Annotated in this window: 17 protein-coding genes; 8 read left to right on the top strand and 9 right to left on the bottom strand. The window is 57.5% G+C overall.

Annotation, left to right across the window (positions count from 1 at the left end):
* Positions 1-14: 14 nt before the first annotated feature.
* The 5 genes from QT230_RS10605 to QT230_RS10585 all read right to left on the bottom strand — a co-directional run bounded on the left by QT230_RS10605 (position 15) and on the right by QT230_RS10585 (position 6,752).
* Positions 15-1,760 (bottom strand): IlvD/Edd family dehydratase, encoded by a 1,746-nt coding sequence (locus QT230_RS10605; protein WP_308321692.1) that lies wholly within the window; start codon positions 1,758-1,760, stop codon positions 15-17.
* A gap of 61 nt (positions 1,761-1,821) precedes the next feature.
* Entirely contained in the window at positions 1,822-2,829 is a 1,008-nt protein-coding gene (gene araH, locus QT230_RS10600) for an L-arabinose ABC transporter permease AraH (protein ID WP_308321690.1), read from the bottom strand.
* A gap of 65 nt (positions 2,830-2,894) precedes the next feature.
* On the bottom strand, positions 2,895-4,388 hold the full coding sequence (araG, locus tag QT230_RS10595) for an L-arabinose ABC transporter ATP-binding protein AraG (RefSeq protein WP_308321688.1): 1,494 nt from the start codon (positions 4,386-4,388) through the stop codon (positions 2,895-2,897).
* Between the two features lie 54 nt (positions 4,389-4,442).
* Entirely contained in the window at positions 4,443-5,438 is a 996-nt protein-coding gene (locus tag QT230_RS10590; RefSeq protein WP_308321686.1) for an arabinose ABC transporter substrate-binding protein, read from the bottom strand.
* Between the two features lie 72 nt (positions 5,439-5,510).
* Complete coding sequence (locus QT230_RS10585) at positions 5,511-6,752, bottom strand: aldose epimerase family protein (RefSeq protein WP_308321684.1); 1,242 nt, start codon at positions 6,750-6,752, stop codon at positions 5,511-5,513.
* 145 nt (positions 6,753-6,897) lie between these two features.
* On the opposite strand from QT230_RS10585, the gene QT230_RS10580 reads away from it, so the two are divergent.
* The 4 genes from QT230_RS10580 (at position 6,898) to QT230_RS10565 (ending at position 11,175) form a co-directional block, all read left to right on the top strand.
* On the top strand, positions 6,898-7,839 hold the full coding sequence (locus QT230_RS10580; protein WP_308321682.1) for a LysR substrate-binding domain-containing protein: 942 nt from the start codon (positions 6,898-6,900) through the stop codon (positions 7,837-7,839).
* A gap of 306 nt (positions 7,840-8,145) precedes the next feature.
* Complete coding sequence (locus QT230_RS10575) at positions 8,146-9,165, top strand: TRAP transporter substrate-binding protein (RefSeq protein WP_308321680.1); 1,020 nt, start codon at positions 8,146-8,148, stop codon at positions 9,163-9,165.
* A gap of 97 nt (positions 9,166-9,262) precedes the next feature.
* The gene (locus QT230_RS10570) at positions 9,263-9,874 is read left to right on the top strand and encodes a TRAP transporter small permease subunit (RefSeq protein WP_308321679.1); all 612 of its coding nucleotides are present in this window, start codon (positions 9,263-9,265) and stop codon (positions 9,872-9,874) included.
* Positions 9,874-11,175 (top strand): TRAP transporter large permease subunit, encoded by a 1,302-nt coding sequence (locus tag QT230_RS10565; RefSeq protein WP_308321677.1) that lies wholly within the window; start codon positions 9,874-9,876, stop codon positions 11,173-11,175. The genes QT230_RS10570 and QT230_RS10565 overlap by 1 nt, the downstream gene beginning before the upstream one ends.
* Before the next feature lie 101 nt (positions 11,176-11,276).
* On the opposite strand, the gene QT230_RS10560 is transcribed toward QT230_RS10565, so the two are convergent.
* The 4 genes from QT230_RS10560 to QT230_RS10545 are packed head-to-tail and all read right to left on the bottom strand — an operon-like array spanning position 11,277 to position 15,797.
* Positions 11,277-12,203, bottom strand: a complete 927-nt coding sequence (locus QT230_RS10560; RefSeq protein ID WP_308321675.1) for a Gfo/Idh/MocA family oxidoreductase — start codon at positions 12,201-12,203, stop codon at positions 11,277-11,279.
* Positions 12,204-12,231: 28 nt separating this feature from the next.
* Positions 12,232-13,002, bottom strand: coding sequence for an FCD domain-containing protein (locus QT230_RS10555; RefSeq protein ID WP_308321673.1), 771 nt, complete (start codon positions 13,000-13,002; stop codon positions 12,232-12,234).
* Between the two features lie 31 nt (positions 13,003-13,033).
* Positions 13,034-13,978 (bottom strand): DMT family transporter, encoded by a 945-nt coding sequence (locus QT230_RS10550; RefSeq protein ID WP_308321671.1) that lies wholly within the window; start codon positions 13,976-13,978, stop codon positions 13,034-13,036.
* 16 nt (positions 13,979-13,994) lie between these two features.
* Positions 13,995-15,797, bottom strand: a complete 1,803-nt coding sequence (locus QT230_RS10545; protein WP_308321669.1) for an IlvD/Edd family dehydratase — start codon at positions 15,795-15,797, stop codon at positions 13,995-13,997.
* Between the two features lie 251 nt (positions 15,798-16,048).
* Between QT230_RS10545 and QT230_RS10540 the strand changes: the two genes are divergently transcribed.
* The 4 genes from QT230_RS10540 (at position 16,049) to araD1 (ending at position 20,154) form a co-directional block, all read left to right on the top strand.
* Entirely contained in the window at positions 16,049-17,125 is a 1,077-nt protein-coding gene (locus tag QT230_RS10540) for a TRAP transporter substrate-binding protein (RefSeq protein WP_308321667.1), read from the top strand.
* 116 nt (positions 17,126-17,241) lie between these two features.
* The gene (locus tag QT230_RS10535) at positions 17,242-17,835 is read left to right on the top strand and encodes a TRAP transporter small permease (protein WP_308321665.1); all 594 of its coding nucleotides are present in this window, start codon (positions 17,242-17,244) and stop codon (positions 17,833-17,835) included.
* A 3-nt stretch (positions 17,836-17,838) separates the two neighbouring features.
* Positions 17,839-19,122, top strand: a complete 1,284-nt coding sequence (locus tag QT230_RS10530; RefSeq protein ID WP_308321663.1) for a TRAP transporter large permease — start codon at positions 17,839-17,841, stop codon at positions 19,120-19,122.
* Positions 19,123-19,149: 27 nt separating this feature from the next.
* Positions 19,150-20,154 (top strand): AraD1 family protein, encoded by a 1,005-nt coding sequence (gene araD1 / locus QT230_RS10525; RefSeq protein WP_308321661.1) that lies wholly within the window; start codon positions 19,150-19,152, stop codon positions 20,152-20,154.
* The last annotated feature ends 10 nt before the right edge of the window (positions 20,155-20,164 follow it).

Here is a 20,164-nt window from a genome sequence, read left to right as displayed (position 1 = left end):
GCTTGATCTACCGATTAGTGCGAGTGGCGCGGCACCTCTGCCCCTCGGCAGCCAACCAGAAAGTCAAAATCGCAGCCTTCGTCGGCTTGGAGTACCCGCTCGATATACAGCTGGCGGTAGCCGCCCTGGCTGGCGATCAGCGTCGAGGCTGCCGTGGGGTCGCTTTCGGCAAGCCGTGAGGCCAGCTCTTCATCGCTGATATCCAGATGCAACCGACCACTTTCGCAGTCGAGCTCGATCCAGTCGCCGTTGCGTACCGCCGCCAGCGGGCCGCCCGCTGCCGCTTCCGGGGCCACGTGCAGCACCACCGTGCCGTAGGCGGTGCCGCTCATGCGGGCGTCAGAAATCCGCACCATATCGGTAATCCCCTGGGCGAGGATCTTGGGCGGCAGGCCCATATTGCCAACTTCCGCCATGCCGTGATAACCCCGCGGGCCGCAGTGTTTCATAACCAGAATATCGTTGGCTTCCACGTCCAGGTCCGGGTCGTTGATGCGCGCCTTGTAGTCGTCAAAGTCTTCGAACACTACCGCGCGGCCGCGGTGCTGCATCAGTTCCGCGGTCGCCGCCGAGGGCTTGAGCACCGCGCCGTTGGGGGCCAGGTTGCCGCGTACCACGCAGATGCCGCCATCGGCAGTGAGCGGGTTGTCCAGCGGGCGAATGACGTCGTCGTTGTACAGCGGGGCGTCCTGAACGTTCTCCCACAGGGTTTTGCCGTTGACGGTCAAGGCGTCCTTGAACGGCAGGCGGTCGGCGTCGCCCAGGCGCTTGAGCACCGCGGGCAAGCCGCCCGCGTAGTAGAACTCTTCCATCAAGAAGCGCCCGGAGGGCTGCAAATCCACCACCGTGGGGGTGCCGCGCCCGACCCGGCTCCAGTCGTCCAGGGTCAGATCCACACCAACCCGACCGGCAATCGCCTTGAGGTGAATCACCGCGTTGGTGGAGCCGCCGATCGCCGCGTTGGTACGAATGGCGTTATCGAAGGCTTCGCGGGTGAGGATTTTGGACAGTCGCAGGTCTTCATCGACCATCTCGACAATCCGGTTGCCGGAGAGATGGGCAAGCACGTAGCGGCGGGAGTCCACCGCGGGGATGGCGGCGTTATGGGGCAGTGAAGTGCCTAGGGATTCGGCCATGCAGGCCATGGTGGAGGCGGTGCCCATGGTGTTGCAGGTACCCGCCGAGCGAGACATACCCGCCTCGGCGGCCATAAAGTCGTGGAGCGATATCTCACCGGCTTTGACCTGTTCGGAAAGCTTCCACACTACAGTGCCGGAACCGATATCCTTGCCCTTGTGCTTGCCGTTAAGCATCGGCCCGCCGGTGACCACGATGGTGGGAATATCGCAGCTCGCCGCGCCCATCAGCAGCGCTGGGGTGGTTTTGTCGCAGCCCACCAGCAGCACTACCGCATCAATCGGGTTGCCGCGAATGGCTTCTTCCACGTCCATGCTCGCCAGGTTGCGGGTAAACATCGCCGTGGGGCGCAGGTTGGATTCGCCGTTGGAGAACACCGGAAACTCTACCGGGTAGCCGCCCGCCTCCAGCACGCCCTGCTTCACGTGCTCCGCCAACTTGCGAAAATGCGCATTGCAGGGGGTTAGCTCCGACCAGGTATTGCAGATACCGATGATCGGCTTGCCCTGGAACTCATGGTCGGGGATACCTTGGTTTTTCATCCAGCTGCGGTACATAAAACCGTTCTTATCAGCTGTGCCGAACCATTGGGCAGAACGTAGGGGCGGCTTGCGATCAGACATGAAAGTCTCTCCGTAAAAAATCGGTGGAAAAGATTGTGGCAAAAGGAGTCGAGCAGTGGTGTCAGGCCCGCTGACGACGGGTGTGCTTCCAACGGTCAAACATCACCGCCAATAGCAAAATCGCGCCGCGCACCAGGTACTGATAGAAGGTGGGCACGTTAAGCAGCCCCATGGCGTTCTGCACACAGCCCATAATCAACACGCCGACCACGACGCCGGTAATCGTGGCGACACCGCCGGAAAGCGCCACGCCGCCCAGCACACAGGCGGAAATAACCGCCAGCTCCAGGCCCATGGAAGTATTGGGATCGCCCAGCCCCATGCGCGATGCCAGCAACACACCGACCACACCCGCGACGACGCCCTGGAGGCCGAAGACAATAATTTTCAGGCGGCGGACGTTAACCCCCGCCAGCGCGGCGGCTTCGGCGTTACCGCCGGTGGCCAGCACATTGCGGCCAAAGGCGGTCATGTTGAGGATTACACCAAAGATCACAAAGCAGGCCAGCATGGTCCATACCGGTAGCGTCAAGCCCAGAAAGGAGGCGCTGCCCAGCTCAAAGAAACCCGGCACGGTGATCATCACCGCATCGCCGCCGGAGGTGATATAGGCCAACCCGCGAACAAACTCCATGGCCGCCAGGGTCGCGATCAGTGCGTTAATACCGAACCGGGCAATCACTATTCCATTGAAAACACCTACAGCGCCCCCGGCGACAACCCCACCGATTACGCCGATAAACACGCTCCCCGTACTGGAGGTCACCACCGCGGCGACCACGCCAGCAAAAGCCACCGTAGAGGCCACCGAGAGATCCACCTCGCCCAGCGCCAATACCAGCATCATGGTGGATGCGAGACTGCCAATCAGGGTGATCGAGAGTAGTAGCCCGACCATATTGCGCCCGGTCAGAAACCCGGGAATAAATATCGCCAGGGCGATAAACAGCAGCAAAAAAATCGCAATCATGCCTGACGTATCGAGTAGGGTACGCAGCGGTTTGGCAAGCCCCTGGCGCCCCTTGGGGCGTGCAGGTGCATCCCCTTGGGTTACATTGTTAGTTGTCATGATGTTTTTCCTGAACATGTGTCCTGAACGCGTGTTCTAAAGAACTTATCGCAGCAGAAAAATAATTAGGCTGGCAGTGCTAGCCCCAGCAGGCGTTCCGGGGTGGCCGACTCCCGCGGCACCACATCCACCAGCTCGCCGTCGCGCATCACGGCGATGCGGTCGCAAATGGAGCTGACTTCGGCAATATCGCTGGAGATCACCACCACGCTTTTGCCCTGATCGGCCAGGTCGTAAAGCAGCGAGTAAATATCCCGCCGCGCGCCTACATCGATCCCCCGGGTCGGCTCGTCCATAACGAACAGATCAATCTCCTCGGCAAGCCAGCGGGCCAGAATCACCTTCTGCTGATTGCCCCCTGAGAGTTTGCCGATGGGTGATCGCGGGCCCGGCGTTTTGATGCTGAGCTGCTGAATATAGGATTCGGCGTTGCGCCGTTCACGGCCGGGGTGACGGAAAAGCCCCCAGCGTTTGAAAAAGCGCCGACAGCTGATATTGAGGTTGTCGGCGACGCTGGCCACCGGGAAGATGCCCTGGGACTTGCGATCTTCCGGGCACATGGCAATCCCGGCACGAATTGCCTCGCCGGGGCTTTTGAAGCGCCGCGACTCGCCGTTAAACGTCACGCTGCCCGCTTTGGGCGACTCGACCCCGCACACCAGCCGCAGCAGCTCGCTGCGCCCGGCACCCACCAAACCAAACAGCCCAAATACTTCGCCGCGCTTGACAGAAAAACTCACCGGCGCCTTTAAGCCACGCCCCTGGATGCCTTCCACGCTCAACACCACCTCGCCATGTTCCCGAGCGCGGTAGCCGTAAACGTCGTTGATATCGCGACCAACCATTTCACTCACCAAGAGGTCGTTATTCAGCGTCGACATATCCTCGTGGGTGCGAATATGCTTGCCATCTCGGAAGATAGTGACCGCATCGCACATCTCAAACACCTCCTCCATGCGATGGGTCACGTAGAGCACGACGCGCCCTTCATCGCGCAGCCGTTGAACGATGCGCTTGAGTTGGCGGGTCTCCTGAATCGAGAGGCTACTGGTGGGTTCATCAAAGGCGATCACCTTGGCCTCCCTCAGCAGCGCCCGACCAATTTCAATCATCTGCTGCTGGCCGATGGAGAGCTCGCGCACCTTGGTCGAGGGATGGATATCGCCCTCACCGAGATCGGCCAGAATCGCCATGGCTTTTTCTTTCAACTGCCGACGGTTAACAAACCCTCGCCGCGTAGGTAGTTGGCCAAGCAGAAGATTTTCAGCCACCGACATATTGGGCGAGAGCGTTAACTCCTGGTAGATAATCGCGATGCCTTCGCGCAGCGCCTCCCGGGCGTTACTGAACACATGGCGCTGGCCATCGAGCCATAGCGCGCCTTCCTCCACACGATTAACGCCACTCAGCACCTTGAGCAGGGTGGATTTACCCGCGCCGTTCTCGCCCATCAGGGCATGCACTTCCCCAGCGTGAGCGGAGAAACTCACCCCATCCAACGCACGCACGCCGGGGAAGACAACGCTGATCGCATCGAAACGTAGATAAGCATCAGACATACGTGAGCACTCCAGCCAATAGCTCGTTACAGACAGCTCTTCATCAATAGTCCGTTACAGACCAAGCTCTTCACGCACTTCTTCCCAGTTGTCGCGCGTCATCAAGACACCAGAGGTCTCGGTATTGGCCGGTGGCTCTTGATCCTCGCTAATCCAGCGGTAGAGGTCTTCGGCGGTCTGACGGCCATGCATGGTGGAGCTCACCGCCACGGTGCCGTGAAAGCCGGTGGGGTTCTCGCGGGAAAACTCCGCAAATGCAGCGCCCGAACCGTTAATACCTACCCCGATCACGTCTTCTGCTGCCATACCGTACTGCTCGGTGGCCCTGACCCCGCCGAGTACACTCTCTTCATTCAGGGCGTAGATAATCCAGTGCTCATAATCGCCATATTGAGAAAGTACCGGCGAGGCCGCGGAGAAGGCACTGGCGGTATCACTGTTTTGCTGGGGCGCATCGAAAATATTGTCTTCCGGGAAGCCCGCAGCGAGCAGCGCCTCGGTGGCGCCATCGGTACGCTCAACAGCGGTAGGTAGTTCATTATTGGTAATGCGCAGCGCGGCCACCTCTTCAGGGTTCCAACCACGGGCTTCCATCTCGGCGGCTATCGCTTCGCCTACCTGCCGACCAATTTTGGTGCCTGACATACCCAAATGCGGCACACCTTCCATCGGCTCACCGCTGGTATTGACAAACTGATCGTCGACGGTGATCACTTTCATACCGTATTGATTAGCGCGGTTCATGATGGCTGGCCCCAAACGCACGTCCGGCGGACAGATCACAAACCCTTGTGCGCCCTGGGCATAGAGGTTATCAATCGCACTGAGCACCTCCTGGCCATCCTCCCCGCCCAGGCGTACCACGTCGAAGCCGAACTCTTCGCCAACTTCGGTGGCGGCCTTCTGTTCGTTAATAAACCATGCCTGCTCGGGTTTTTTAACGATAAAGCCAATCTTCACCTCGTCTTCCTGGGCCTGCACTGATCCCAGCGAAGCCAGCATAATCGCGCTGCCGAGGGCTAAACGGGCAAACGTTGTCGTCAATTTCATTGTCATACTCCTGCGATTTTAAGTGTTGTTTTTATTGATATTTTCATCTTTTTATTAGCAAACCATTGGCGGCTATGAATCAACATTCGGCTGGGCCGAAAAGCGATATACCGTACGTGAGCGGTAAGTATCGCCGGGCTCTAAGATTGTGCTGGGAAAGGCCTCCTGATTGGGGGAGTCAGGGTAGTGCTGGGTTTCCAGCGCAAAGCCGGAGCGATGCCCGTAGGCTTGGCCCTGTTTACCGGTCAGGTCACCGTTAAGAAAGTTACCTGAATAGAATTGGATCGCGGGTTCGGTGGTGGTGATCTCCACCATGCGGCCGCTCTCGGGCTCCCACACCTTGGCAGCCAGCACCAGCTCATCCGCTGCCGCATTATCGCGATCCAGCACAAAGTTGTGGTCATAGCCGCCGCCGAAGGCGAGCTGTTCATTCTCCTGCTCAATGCGTTCGCCAATGGGGGTCAACTGGGTAAAATCGAACGGCGTACCGTCTACCGAGCGGAGCTCGCCAGTGGGGATCAGGGTGTCGTCGACCGGGGTAAACTCAGAGGCGTTGATCATTAGCTGATGATCGAGAATGGTGTCGCTACCCTCGCCTTTTAAGTTGAAGTAGCTGTGCTGGGTGAGGTTGATCGGGGTGGCTTTGTCGGTTTCCGCCCGATAATCCACCATCAGTTCGTCGTCATCGGTCAGCGTGTAGGTAACTTCGGTCTCCAACCTACCGGGGTAGCCCTCTTCGCCATCTTCGCTGGTATAGCGCAACACCAAACCCGTGCCTGCTTCGCTTTCAAATGGTTCAGCCTGCCAGAGCACTTTATCGAAGCCCTGGTCACCGCCGTGCAGATGATTGTTGCCATCGTTGGTGGCTAATGAGTAACTTTCCCCAACAAGGGAGAATTGGCCACCCGCGATGCGGTTGCCGTAACGCCCGATGAGGGCACCGAAATAGGGGTTGGCCTGGCGATACTCATCGGAAAGGTACGCTTCCAGGGAGTCGAAGCCCAGCGCGATATCGTCGAATTCGCCATCCACATTGGGTGTTTTCAGCGACAGGATGATGCCGCCATAGTTGGTCACCCGCAACTCGATACCGTTGGCGTTGGTAAATTGATAAACATCGACCTGGCGGCCGCCTGGCAAGTGACCAAACACCGATTTCTCAACGCCATTTCCGGCGCCATTTCCAGCTTCCATTTGCGTCTCGCTTTGTGCTTGAGCCGTGCTAACCATTAGCAGAGCGATACCGGCGCTGAGCAGCAGCGTTGATCCAACGCTATGTCTCTGAACGTCTACCTGATCAGTGATGAGTGGCATGATTTTCCTCCTATGGAAGATCGTTGTTGTTATTGGAAGGCCGATTCAGTCACTACAGTAGCCACGTCTTGCATAACCAACCAATATACAAACACCTTATTATCGATATACTTTTAAGTATCAATAATAACTCGGGGCTTATTCCATGGGCGTTCTCGGCGAGAACTGGTTTCTAGACGTGCGACTAAAGTTGCGCCATTTTCAGCTTTTTTTAGCGCTGGACGAGCAGCGCAACCTTCACCGCGCCGCCGCCCAGCTCAACATGAGCCAACCCGCCGCCTCAAAGCTACTCAGCGACCTGGAAGCCAACCTGGGTATTCGCCTGTTTGATCGCCACCCCCGCGGGCTAACGCCAAACTGGTATGGCGAGATTATGATTCGCCACGCCCACAGCATGCTTTCTGCGCTACGCCATACCGGCGAGGAGTTGAATGCCCTTGGCGAAGGCAGCGCAGGCACGGTAGCGGTCGGCACCGTCATGGCCCCGGCGGTCACGCTGCTGACCAGTGCCATTGAGCGGGTGCACCGCGACCGCCCGGGGCTCAAGATCAGCGTGGATGTGGATGTCAGCAAGGTGCTGGTACCGCGCCTGCTCGAAGGCGAGCTGGATTTCGCGATAACCCGTATTCCTGCAGGCGTCGATGCCGAGCGCTTCGTATTTGAGGAAATTGGTGAGGAGGAGCTCTGCTTCGTATGCCGCGAGGGTCATCCGTTGGCCGGTAAACAACCGCTGAGTCTGGCCGATATGGCGGGCTATCCTTGGTCGCTACAACCCCCAGGTGCGTTGATGCGCCAGCGGGTGGATAGTCTGTTTCTGCACCATCAGGTCACACCACCGCGTCAGATCGTCGATACCGCCGATCTGCTGCTCTCACTGGCGCTGGTAGATAAATCCGACACCATCACGGTAACCACCCGGGAAGCCGCCGACCTGCTCTGCCCACCGCAGCGTTTTCACCTGCTGCCGTTCAGCGAGACACTCAGCGTTCAACCCTACGGGCTGGTGAGCTTACGCCACCAACGCCTTTCTCCCGGTGCCGCCGCGTTAATGAGCACCCTGCGCGACATCATTGCCCAGTCCGATTAATGCGAAGGATGCGTTACAGCGAAATTAACGCCTTGTTTTAGGTCGATGGCGGCTGACGTTCTGATCGAAAGCGTGATGTCTTCACCAAATGCGCAAAAGACTAATACGCAAAAGACAAAAATCCCCCACCAAACCAATGACCATACAAAAGTATATGTTGAACAATTACTCTTAATGTTCAACATTACCCTCCCGCATGGTTAATGGCCCCGTTGCATCACCATGTTCACCGCGATGTTCATAACAATGTTCTCCACAACGCTTTTCACAACATTTTTCACAACAACAATCTTGAGGAATAGTGCCATGCTCAAATCGAGATACAGCTTGCTACTCACTGGCTCAGCCCTGCTGCTAGGCCTTTCGGCGGCTCAGGCGGCCGAGTACGAATGGAAATTTCAGGCGTCAGAAACCTCGGGCGAACCCAGCTTTAAGATCAAACAGGAGTGGGCGGAGAAGATCACGGCAATGACCGATGGCCGCGTCGAGATTGAGGTAATGCCGATCAACTCCGTGGTTGGGCCGACTGAAACGCTGACCGCCGTTAGCTCAGGCATTCTTCAGGGACACATGACGGACCCCAGTTACTTCTCTGGGCAGGACCCTGCTTTCGGCATGCTCGGCAACCTTGTCGGCGCCTGGCAGAACCCCTACGACTTCCTGGAGTACATGAAGTACGGCGGCGGTGAAGAGCTCTACAACGAATTGGTCGAGCCCTATGGCACTCACCTGATAGGCGCCGCCACCTTCCCGCTAGAGTCGGTACCGTCCACTGTTCCCATTGAATCGATTGAGGATTTCGAGGGCCTCAAGATACGTGCACCACAAGGCATGGTGTACAACATCTTTGAGCGCATCGGTGCGACACCGGTTAACCTGCCGGGTTCTGAGGTGTATACCGGGCTGGAAAAAGGCGTGATTGACGCCGCGGACTCCACGGTACTCTCGAATAACGACGCCATGGGCCTGCACGCTTTCGCCCCTTACCCGCTCTACCCAGGCTTTCACTCCATGCCAATGATTGCCGTATCGATCAATAAGGATATCTGGGATGGCCTTCCCGCAGAGTTGCAGACGACGTTGCAAACGGCCTTTGATGGCATGGCCTATGACCTGATTGCCCGCCTCAAGGAGCAGGATATCGAGACCCTGCAGCGGCTTCAGGATGACCCTGAGGTTCACCCCTTCGACCTTCCTGCTGAGGAGCGCCGTAAGTTCCGCGCAGCGGCAGAGCAGGAGTGGCAAGAGTGGGCTGGCGAGAATGAAATGACCCAAAAGATTTATGACTCGGCGACCGCTTTTTTGCGCTCGCGCAATCTGCTCTAGCTGTTTGCTGAAACTGTTTGCTCTCAAATCGGTTTCATTAACCTAACCAACGCATCGCTCGGGATTCCTCCCCGAGCGCTGCGCGTAGAGTCGCGCCATGTCTCAAAAAACGCCTGACAAGCAATACCGCTCTCCTCCCACCCATGACCTTCCCGAGATTCTCGAAACGGTTGAGGAAGTAGCGCCTGAACGCAATGCCTTAGACCGCTTGATTGCACGGGGCAGCCGGGCCGTTTCCTGGCTGGTGCTGGTGGCAATGGGAATCAGCGTCGTCGAAGTCTTTATGCGCTACGGTTTCAATAACCCTACCTCCTGGGTACACGAAACCGTGGTGTTTCTGATCGCCGTTATTTTCGTGCTTGGCGGCCCAGCGGCCATGGCGCGCAATAGCCATATTCGCGTCAAGGTGCTCTACGACAGCGCCGGGCCAAAACTGAAGTGCTGGATGGATCGCTTCAACGACCTGCTCACCCTAATTTTCTGCCTGACGATGAGCTATGCCGCCTTTCATATGTTCTGGGGAGCGTCGCACAACCCGCTCGGGGAGTGGTCGCTGGAGCGCTCCGGCACCTCCTGGAATCCGCCCTTTCCTGCCATGGTCAAGGGCATGATTTTTTTTGCTCTGACACTGATGACGCTGCAGGCCTTGCTGCATCTATGGCAATCGCTTAAGGCGAAGCCCCATTCCGACACCGAGGAGGCGCGCTGATGGATATTTCAACCGCAACGATCCTCATGGTGGGGGCTATTTTCGCGCTGCTGGTCACCGGTTTGCCATTGGCATTCATTACCGGTTTGGTGGCGATGGCCTTCACCTTTGGCTGGTTCGGCGAGGCGGCACTGCCGCTGGTCACCAGCCGCGTCTATGGGTTTATCACCGAGTATTCGCTGGTCGCGGTGCCCATGTTTGTGTTGATGGCGTCGCTCTTGGATCGATCTGGCATCGCCAAGGATCTGTTCAACGCCATGCGCGTGTTTGCCGGTCGTCTGCCGGGCGGCGTCGCAGTGCAGACCATCGTGGTGGCGTTCTTTCTGGCCGCCCTCTCGGGCATCATCGGCGGGGAGATCGTCCTGCTGGGGATTCTGGCACTGCCACAAATGCTCCGCCTGGGCTACGACAAGCGCCTCTCCATTGGGGTGGTGTGTGCCGGGGGCGCCCTGGGCACCATGATGCCGCCCTCCATCGTACTGATTATCTATGGCCTGATCGCCAGCGTATCGATTGCTGACCTGTTCGCCGCAGCCGTTACCCCGGCGGTAATTCTAATGGGCTCTTATATTGCCTATGTGCTGGTGCGCTGCCTGAAGAATCCCGCACTGGGCCCGCCGTTGGATAAAGACACCCAGGACAATCCTTTCGCCAGCAAGCTGGACGCCGTCAAGGCCATTCTGCTGCCTGGACTGATTGCCTTTTTAGTCTTGGGCACTATCTACGGCGGTGTCGCTTCGGTCACTGAGGCGGCGGCCATGGGCGTCTTCGGCGTACTGCTCGCCACCATTGTACGCGGCGAGTTCACTCCCGGCATGCTGCACCATAGCCTGGGCCAGACCATGAACACCTGCGGCATGATCATCTGGATCGGCATCGGCGCCGCCGCCCTGGTAGGCGTCTATAACCTGATGGGCGGCAACCGCTTTGTGTCGAGCCTGATCCTGGGGCTCGACGTCGCGCCGATAGTGATCATTCTGATCATGATGGCGATCATGCTGGTACTGGGGCTATTCCTCGACTGGATCGGGATCGCCATGCTGGCCCTGCCGATCTTTCTGCCCATCGTTATTCAACTGGGTTTCGACCCGATCTGGTTCGGTATTCTGTTCGCCGTGAACATGCAGGTGTCGTTCCTGTCACCACCCTTCGGGCCCGCTGCCTTCTACCTTAAAAGCGTGGCACCGCCGGATATCAGCCTGAAGGATATCTATCTTTCCGTACTCCCCTTTATGGCCATTCAGCTATGCATACTCGCGGCGCTATTGATGTGGCCGCAACTGGCCATTTGGCCACTATGAAGACTGTCGATGGCTATCGGCTATCCTTTACGGTCAGGCCAGTCTTTGAAGGATCACGCTTGGTCAATGCAAGCGTGATTAAACAAGCTTCGTCGGTTCTGTTACTCAATAAAAGGGCCGGTACTCTCACGATGGCCGTATAAAAACGCATCGGCAACTTGGCGCAGCGGGGCAACATCCACCTCGCTGCACTCGCTTGCGATCAGCTCCGCAAAGCGCGTGTAGAGCCCCTGGTACTCGCGCTCTTCGGCCTCGATAACAAGTTGGTCATCGATCATCAGACGGCAGCCACCTTGGGTTAGGCTTAAGCGACTACCATCGCTGTCGATGTGCATATCCCAGGTTGGTGGGCCAGGCTGACGAAAGTCAAAATCCGCCTCGATCGTCGCGCCTTGCGGATCGGTGAAGGAGAGCGCCGCCGCAATCGGGGTTTGTGCGTTACTGGGTACCAGCAGCCGCGCCTGTTGCAGAAAAAACGGTTGGGGTAAAATCGCTGTGGCAATCGAGAGTGCGTTAATACCGGGGTCAAAAACGCCCATACCGCCCGGCTGCCAAATCCATGCCTGACCGGGATGCCATACCCGCACGTCCTCTTTCCACTCAATCTCAACCCGCTGAACCTGGCGATTGGCTAACCACTGCCGGGCGTCGGCCACACCGGGGGCGAACCGCGAATGCCAGGCGGCAAACAGACTAACGCCCTGTTGCTTGGCGCAGTCAATCAAGTCTTCAACTTCGCTTAACGTCGCTCCCGGTGGCTTTTCCAACATTACGTGTTTGCCGCGCAGCAGCGCTGCCCGTGCTTGCGAGTAGCGCAGGTGCGTTGGGGTGCAGATTGCGACGGCGTCGATATCCGGGTGCGCGTCCAGCATCGCCTCCAGGCCTTGGTAGCCTGGCACATCCGTTAGCGAGGCATAGGGATCTGCCGTGGCAAGAAGGTGGCAATTTGGAGTGGCGGCGATCGCCGGTAGATGTTGGTCGCGGGCGATTTTACCCACGCCCACTAGGCCAATAGTGAGGTCAGACATAAATTCACCTTGTGATTAAAGGGGGGATTCAATGTGCGGTGTGGGGTAACTCAACCGTGCGTCCTAGTGAGCTGGCGCTATGCTCAAGACCCAGCGCCTCTGCGGTACCGGCTAACACGGCTTGTGAAGCTAAAAACGCCTCACGGGGTCGGCGCAAACGAATGCTTTCCATCAAATGCCGATGGCGTTCCAGACTCTCTTCGGGATCGGATGCACTCTCGTTGGACATGGAGATCAGCATATAGATGGAGGGGCGCAAAATATGCGATAGCTGCGCCCACACGATGTTGTGCGTCGCCTTGAAGATCGCCTCGTGGAAGGCCACATCGCACTCACTGTGCAGCCGCCGCTCTTCGTCGCAGGTGGCATTGCGCAAATTCTGCCCCAGCCCTTCAAAAGCTTCTTCAATGGCGACAAGATCGCGTGCCGTGGCACGTTTAGCGGCCGTCATCGCTACGTAGGGCTCAACATCCAGGCGAAAGGCCAGTATTTCCCGCTGAATATCCGGGTTGGGAGCGGCGTAGCGCGTTAACCACTCGGTCACCTGAGGGTCGAGAATATGCCACTCTGAGTACTCACGCACTTTGGAGCCATGCCCAGAGATACGTTCGATGATACCCGCGTCAACTAATTGACGAAGGTCACTGCGTACCGCCGAGCGATTAATCGCAAACCGTTCGCATAGATCCATTTCACGGGGCACCAGATCACCGGGGTGATAGCGGCCACCGAAGATCTCCTCGGCGAGGTGTTCGGCGATGCTGGGGCGAGCCGTTGGTTTACTGGGAGTTGACGTCACTGCGATAAGACCCTGTTTCGATTCCTGGCAATCATAGCGTACTTGACCGGTTGACTGTTATCGACGGCTCGGGTTCTAAAATGGCACGCTGCCTTAGTTCCAACCGTCGTTCATAGAGGCCCTTGGCCGTGAGCGTACCAATCACTAAGACGCCGCCAGCCATTGCCATCGGGGCTGGCTGCTCGGATAGTATCCACCAAGCCAGTAACGTGCCCAGCACCACTTCCAGCAATATCAGCAGGCCCACCTCAGCGGAGGGTAAATAGAGTGGCCCGCGCTGTAACAGGGTCACTCCGCAGGGCACAATAATCAGACATAGCAGGATCACGACGGCAAGTTGGTTGGCCGCTGGCAGCGTGGTGTCGCCTCCCGCCAGCCAGAAAAGCCCGGCAACGCTCCCCACAATGAGGCCGTTGAAGACCAGCATCGGGCTCATATCAACGCCTGGGCGCGTTCGGCATAAGGTGAAGTTGATCGCCAGCGTCGTCGCGGCCATTAAGGCAAAGGCGTTGCCTACCCAAGAGCCAGCACCGGCGTCGTCCAACGCCAGCATGGCAATGCCTAGCATGCACACCAAGATCGCCAGCCAGGTGCGCCGGGGCAAGCGCTCTTTAAGAATGACCCAGGAGAGCGCCGCAGCGATCAGAGGTGAACTGGCCAGAATCATCAACACGTTACCCGCCTTGGTGTACTGATTGCCGAGCACAAAACCGCAGGTTGTTAAACTGAACAGCAGCGCCACGGCGATACCGGTCCAACCGCAGCGGCGATAGGCAGCCAAGGTGCCACGGCCATAGCGCATCAGGGCAATCAGTAGAAAGCCCAGCCCCGAAAGGAAACCACGCCACATCAGTATTTCGGCATCGGGCAGGTTAGCCACTTTAATTAGCAGAGCATCGGGGGCCATGATCAGTGCGCCGCCGCCGGTTAACAGTAAACCTTGCTGGCGATGCGCCAAGCTACTCCAACCACTCATCTTAGTGCCCGTCTCCTCAGTGATTATCCCTGGGCGGATGCTGGCGGGCGACATCGCGGTACTTGGTGGCCGGTTCCAGCGTCATCCCGCGATCCAGTGGCTCGACCATGCTGCGCTGAATTTCCTGCCAAGGCGTCTGGTGGCCAGGGTAGCGGTAACCACCCTGCTGGGCCAAACGCTCCCGGCGCGCGTCCAACTCATTTGTCTCAATTAGCAGCTGTACCTCGCCGCGCTTGAGATCGACCCGCAGCCGGTCGCCGCTTTCCAGCAGCGCCAAGCCGCCGCCCGTGGCAGCCTCAGGCGAGGCGTTGAGAATCGACGGTGAACCGGAGGTGCCCGACTGGCGGCCATCACCCAGACACGGCAGCGACTCAATCCCCTGTTTGATCAGCGCCTCCGGTGGCTGCATATTGACCACTTCGGCACCGCCAGGGTGGCCTACTGGCCCGGCTCCACGCATCACCAGAATAGTGCGGGCGTCGATGTTGAGCGCCGGGTCATCAATACGGGCGTGATAATCTTCCGAGCCATCAAACACCACGACCTTGCCTTCGAAGGCTTCCGGGTCATCCGGGTCGTTCAAGAAGCGCTCGCGGAAATCCGTGGAGATCACGCTGGTTTTCATCAGCGCTGAGTCAAACAGGTTGCCCTTGAGATTGAGGAAGCCGGCGTGCGCGACCAGTGGGTCGGCGTAACGGCAGATCACATCCGGGTCCTGGGTTTCGCGGCCTTCAAGATTATCGCCAATCGAGCGGCCATTCACCGTCAGCGCGTCGCCGTGCAGCTTACCCGCCGCCTGTAGCTCATGAAGAATCGCAGGCACGCCGCCTGCACGGTGAAACTCTTCACACAGGAAAGCACCGGCGGGCATGACGTTAGCCAGCAGCGGAATTTCATGCCCTAGGCGCTGCCAGTCATCATTATCAAGCTCAATACCCGCGTGGCGGGCGATGGCATTAACATGCACCGGCGCATTGGAAGACCCCCCCAACGCCGAACACGCCACAATAGCGTTCTCAAACGCTTCACGGGTCAGAATATCCAGCGGGCGCAAATCCTCCCAGACCATATCGACAATCCGTGTGCCGGTGTCGTAAGCCACCATTGCGCGCTCTTTGTAGGGCGCTGGAATAACCGCGGAACCCGGCAGGCTCATACCCAGTACTTCGGCCATGGAGTTCATGGTGGAGGCCGTGCCCATGGTATTGCAGTGGCCAATCGAAGGCGCCGAATCGCTGGCGCGGGAAAGGAACTCCGCGTAGTCGATATCCCCCGCCGCCAAGCGCTTGCGTAGCTCCCAGATAATCGTGCCAGAGCCCACTCGCTCGGCGCCCCGCCAGCCGTTTAGCATCGGCCCACCGGAGAGCACTATAGCGGGGATATTCACTGTCGCCGCCGCCATTAGCGCAGCCGGCGTGGTTTTATCGCAGCCGGTGGTCAGTACCACGCCGTCTAATGGATAGCCGTGGAGCACCTCCACGATGCCCAAGTAGGCCAGATTGCGATCCAGCGCGGCCGTGGGCCTGCGCACGTTTTCGTGGATAGGGTGCATGGGAAATTCAAACGGCACGCCGCCCGCCGCACGAATGCCGTCTTTCACCCGTTTAACGAGATCAATGTGGTGTCGATTACACGGCGTTAAGTCAGACCCTGACTGGCAAATACCGATAATCGGCTTACCACTGGTTAACTCATCCAGCGTGATGCCGTAATTGAGGTAGCGCTCAATGCATAGCGCCGTGGTACCAGGGTGGTCGGGATTGTCGAACCAGTAACGTGAACGCAACTGGTTAGAAGAGATTCGGTGAGCATTGGCCATGGTGCAACTCCACGCCTAAAGTAAAAATAAAGGTCAGTTGGCAAGTTACGCTTTCTTGACTCAGCCGTCGACACATACAAAAGTATATGTTGAACATATAGCCAAAACGTTAGACATTTAGCTAAGGGTTGCGGCGCTTATCCGACGAGATTTGTGCTGCTGAAACACAAAAACAATAGCAACCACGCTGCAGTTCGCTTGCAAGACACCCTTAGTGAAGCGGCCTGCAGCACGCCAGGAGAGTGACAACTATGCATTATTTATGGAAGCGCACCCTATTAGTAACCGGTGCCACACTGCTCAGTTCAGGTATCGCCCACGCGCAGACACCTGATCTTTCCGACCCGCCTGAAATTGAAGGCGATACGGTGGGTGATCACGGCAGCGTTACGCTACGCATGGGGCTTGGCTTGGCCGAAAGCTCGCCTCAGTATATTTCCAGCCAGTACTTTGCAGATATTCTCGACCAGCGCAGCGACGGTCGAATCACCGTTAATATCTTCCCCAATAGTCAGCTTGGTGACGATGTGCAGATGATGGAAATGCTGCAGACCGGCACGCTGGATATGACCTATCCTTCATCCTCTCCCGCGACGGGCTACGTTGAAGAGCTCGCGGTTTTTGACCTGCCCTTCTTGCTACCGACGCGCGAAGCCGCCGTAAAAGCCATGCGTAGCGACGCGGCCCAAGAGATGCTCGATGCGTTTGATGGCACTGGCCTGAAAGCGCTGGCGTTCTCCGAAAATGGCTTTCGTCAGCTTTCCAATAGCGCGCGGGAAGTCGCTTCGCCCGATGATGTTGCCGGTTTAGACGTTCGCGGCCTGTCGATTCGTACCATGGAAAACCCGGTGCACCTGGCAATTTGGGAAGCGCTTGGCGCCAACCCCACGCCCATGGCGTTTGGTGAGCTGTTTTCCGCCATGGAACAGGGCGTTGTTGACGGCCAGGAAAACCCCTGGAGCACCATCCTGACGTCCAACTTCCACGAGGTGCAAGACTACGGTTCAGAAACTCGTCACGTCTACACGCCGTTTATCAAAATGATTTCTGAGCGTACCTGGGACAACTTAGACCCTGAGTATCAGGAACTGGTGCAAGAGGCCGCCCTGCAGGCTGCCGATTACGAAATCCAGCTCTCAAGCGAATATGACGACTGGTCGCGTGATCAACTCGAAGAGCGTGGCATGCAGATTACCCGTCTTGATGACGAGCAAATCGCCGCTTTCCAAGAAGCCGTGCAGCCGGTGTATGACGAGTGGGCTCCCCGCATCGGCGAAGATTTGGTGGCTGAGTTCCAGCGCATTGCCGACTCCTCAATGACGGAATAAGCGCCGCGCTTCCGTTCGGCGTTCTATCGCTAGACAAAACTGCCAATCAAAACGGTTAGACAAAACAAGGGGCCAATGCCTCTTGTTTTGTCGTTACTTGTCTCTTCGGAGAGTTCATGGATATACCTGACACGCAAATTCCTGATACGGCAGCCTTCCTCGACGACCCTCAACGCAAGCCGTTAGAGATCGACACCGAGCAGCGCCGAGGCCCCGCGCTGTTTCGCTGGCTGACGCTGGCCATGGAGCACATCATTGCAGCGTTACTAGTGGCGTTAATCGTTTCGGTGTCGGTCAATGTTGTAGGGCGCGCCGTGTTTAACAATTCCGTGCCTTGGGCCGATGAACTGGCCCGCATGCTGTTTATCTGGCTGATTTTTATCGGTGCCGCCGCGGCGTTCGCCCGCTATGAACACATTGCCGTCGACATTTTGGTGCGCCGTTTAGCGCCCCGTGCCGCGCATATGCTGTACCTGCTACAACACGTAATCATCACGCTGCTAATGGGCGTTATTATTTGGGGCGGCGTGCTGGTGATGACGCGTGCCTCCAGTCAAACCGCCATCCTCAATGTGCCCTGGAACCTGATTAATGCTTCGCTGGTACTGTGTGCGATCTCTATTGCCGCCGTGGCGATTTGGCGCGCTTGGCAGAGCATTGGACAGATACGCTCGCCAGATATTGCGACTACCGCTAATGGAGGCCGATAGACCATGCTATGGATTTTTCTAGGCATTCTGTTTGCCTCGCTCGCACTGGGCCTGCCGATTGCCTTTGGCCTGGGCATTGCCGCCGTGGTTATGGCATTTATTTCTGATATTCCGCTCTCGATTTTGATTGAGCAGTCAGTTCGTGGGGTAAACAGCTTTCCGCTGTTAGCGATTCCGTTCTTTATCCTGGTTGGCGAAGTCATGAGCAACGGCGGTATCGCCCGTCGCTTGATGGAGCTGGCTGGAGCGCTGGTGGGTTTTGTACGCGGTGGCCTTGGCCAGGTAGCAATTACCGGCTCTATGTTCTTTGGCGGTATTAGCGGCTCAGCCGTGGCAGACACCGCCGCTACCGGGGCGATGATGATTCCCTCGATGACCAAGCAGGGTTATACCGCGCCCCAAGCCACCGCGATTAACACTGTTTCATCGGTGATCGGTATTATTATTCCACCATCTATTCCGCTGATTCTGTTTGGTATTGTTACCGAGACCTCGATTAGCCGCCTGTTCATCGCGGGCATTGTGCCGGGCATATTGATCGGTTTTGGGCTCATGGCAACTACCTTCATCATGGCCACCATCGGCCATGCGGGTCAGACCCGTAAATTCCGTTTTGATGTGCTGTGGCAGGCGTTCAAAGCCGCTTGGCTGGCGCTAGTTCTGCCGGTCATCGTCATCGGCGGCATCATTGGCGGGGTATTTACCGCCACCGAAGCGGCCGTTGCGGCGCTGCTTTACTCGCTGTTTATCTCATTAGTCGTCTACCGCGAATTTAAGATTACCGCCTTGTGGGGCATGCTGATTCGCACCGCCCGCCTGACCGGCATGGTCTTGCTGCTACTCGCGTTTGCGACCGTCATTGCCTGGTTTTTAACCATTAACATGGTGCCGCAAACGTTAGTGACGCAGGTGCAAGCGATTACCCAAGACCCCTTTCTGCTGCTGTTGATCGTTGCAGGCTTGCTGCTGCTAGTCGGGTTCGTAATGGATCTCACACCGGCGATGGTCATTATGGCGCCTATGCTGACACCAATTGTTACATCGGTCGGCGTTGATCCGGTCTATTTCGGCGTATTGATGGCGTTCATTCTCGGCATTGGCCTTCTAACACCGCCAGTGGGCACTTGCCTGTATGTGGGTTGCGGAGTCGGCAAGGTCTCAATGGAGCAGCTCGTTAAAGCCATGCTGCCCTACTATGCAGCCCTGCTCGTGGTACTGGTTATTTTGATCGCATTCCCCGGCATTGTGACGTGGCTGCCGGATCTCACCGCCGTGCGCGGTAACTGATTACTGAGGCTTTACAAGGAAATGACGATGCGTTTAATTCAATATCTTGATCAACAACTGCTACGGGTGGCTTTGGTAGAGAGCGACACGACCGTGCGCCCCATTACTATTGAAGGCGGCACCTATGGCCTCGCGCAAGCGGCTATTACGGCTGGAGAATCGCTTAAAAATACGATTACCTCGCGCTTAGGCGAGGAAAAAGTCGATTATCAGCAGTTGATTGACGAACGACGCTTGCTACCACCGCTTACCCACCCCGATCCGGCCCACTGCTTAGTGACCGGCACCGGTTTAACGCACCTGGGGAGTGCCGATACGCGCTCGGCAATGCATGCTAAAGCTCAGGCCGCGAAAGAGGATATGACCGACTCCATGCGCATGTTCACGCTGGGCGTCGAGGGCGGTAAACCGGCTGACAATACGCCGGGCGCTCAGCCTGAGTGGTTCTATAAAGGCGACGGTGACTGCATCGTCGCCCCCGAAGCCGAGATGCCCTCTCCCGAGTTTGCGCAAGATGCCGGTGAAGAGCCCGAGCTTGCCGGGCTGTATGTGATTGGCGCCGATGGCGCACCTTGGCGGGTCGGTTACGCGGTCGGTAATGAGTTTTCCGACCACGTCACCGAGCGCTTCAACTATCTTTGGTTAGCGCACTCTAAGCTGCGCGCGTGCAGCTTTGGGCCGGAGCTATTGATCGGCGAACTGCCTAGCCATCTTGAAGGCACCAGCCGCATTGTTCGCGACAATCAAACGCTGTGGGAAAAGCCGTTTCTCACCGGCGAAGCCAATATGGCGCATAGCATCGCCAACCTTGAATACCACCACTTCAAGTACCCCGGATTTCGCCGCCCTGGCGATGTCCACGTTCACTTCTTTGGCACGGCAACATTGAGCTTTGCCGATGGCATTCAAACCCGTGACGGCGATCGCTTCGAAATCGCGCTTGGCGACTTTGGCCGTGCGCTGCGCAACACGCTTCGCGTGCAGCAGGCTCACGAAAGATTACTCCAAGCATCAATCGTTAACGCCCTTTAAAAGGAGGCCA

Source organism: Halomonas sp. SpR8 (genome assembly GCF_031010195.1).
In the GTDB taxonomy this organism is placed as follows: domain Bacteria; phylum Pseudomonadota; class Gammaproteobacteria; order Pseudomonadales; family Halomonadaceae; genus Vreelandella.
The sequence above is the reverse complement of the archived record's forward strand: the minus strand, read 5'-3'. Positions and strand labels throughout refer to the sequence as shown.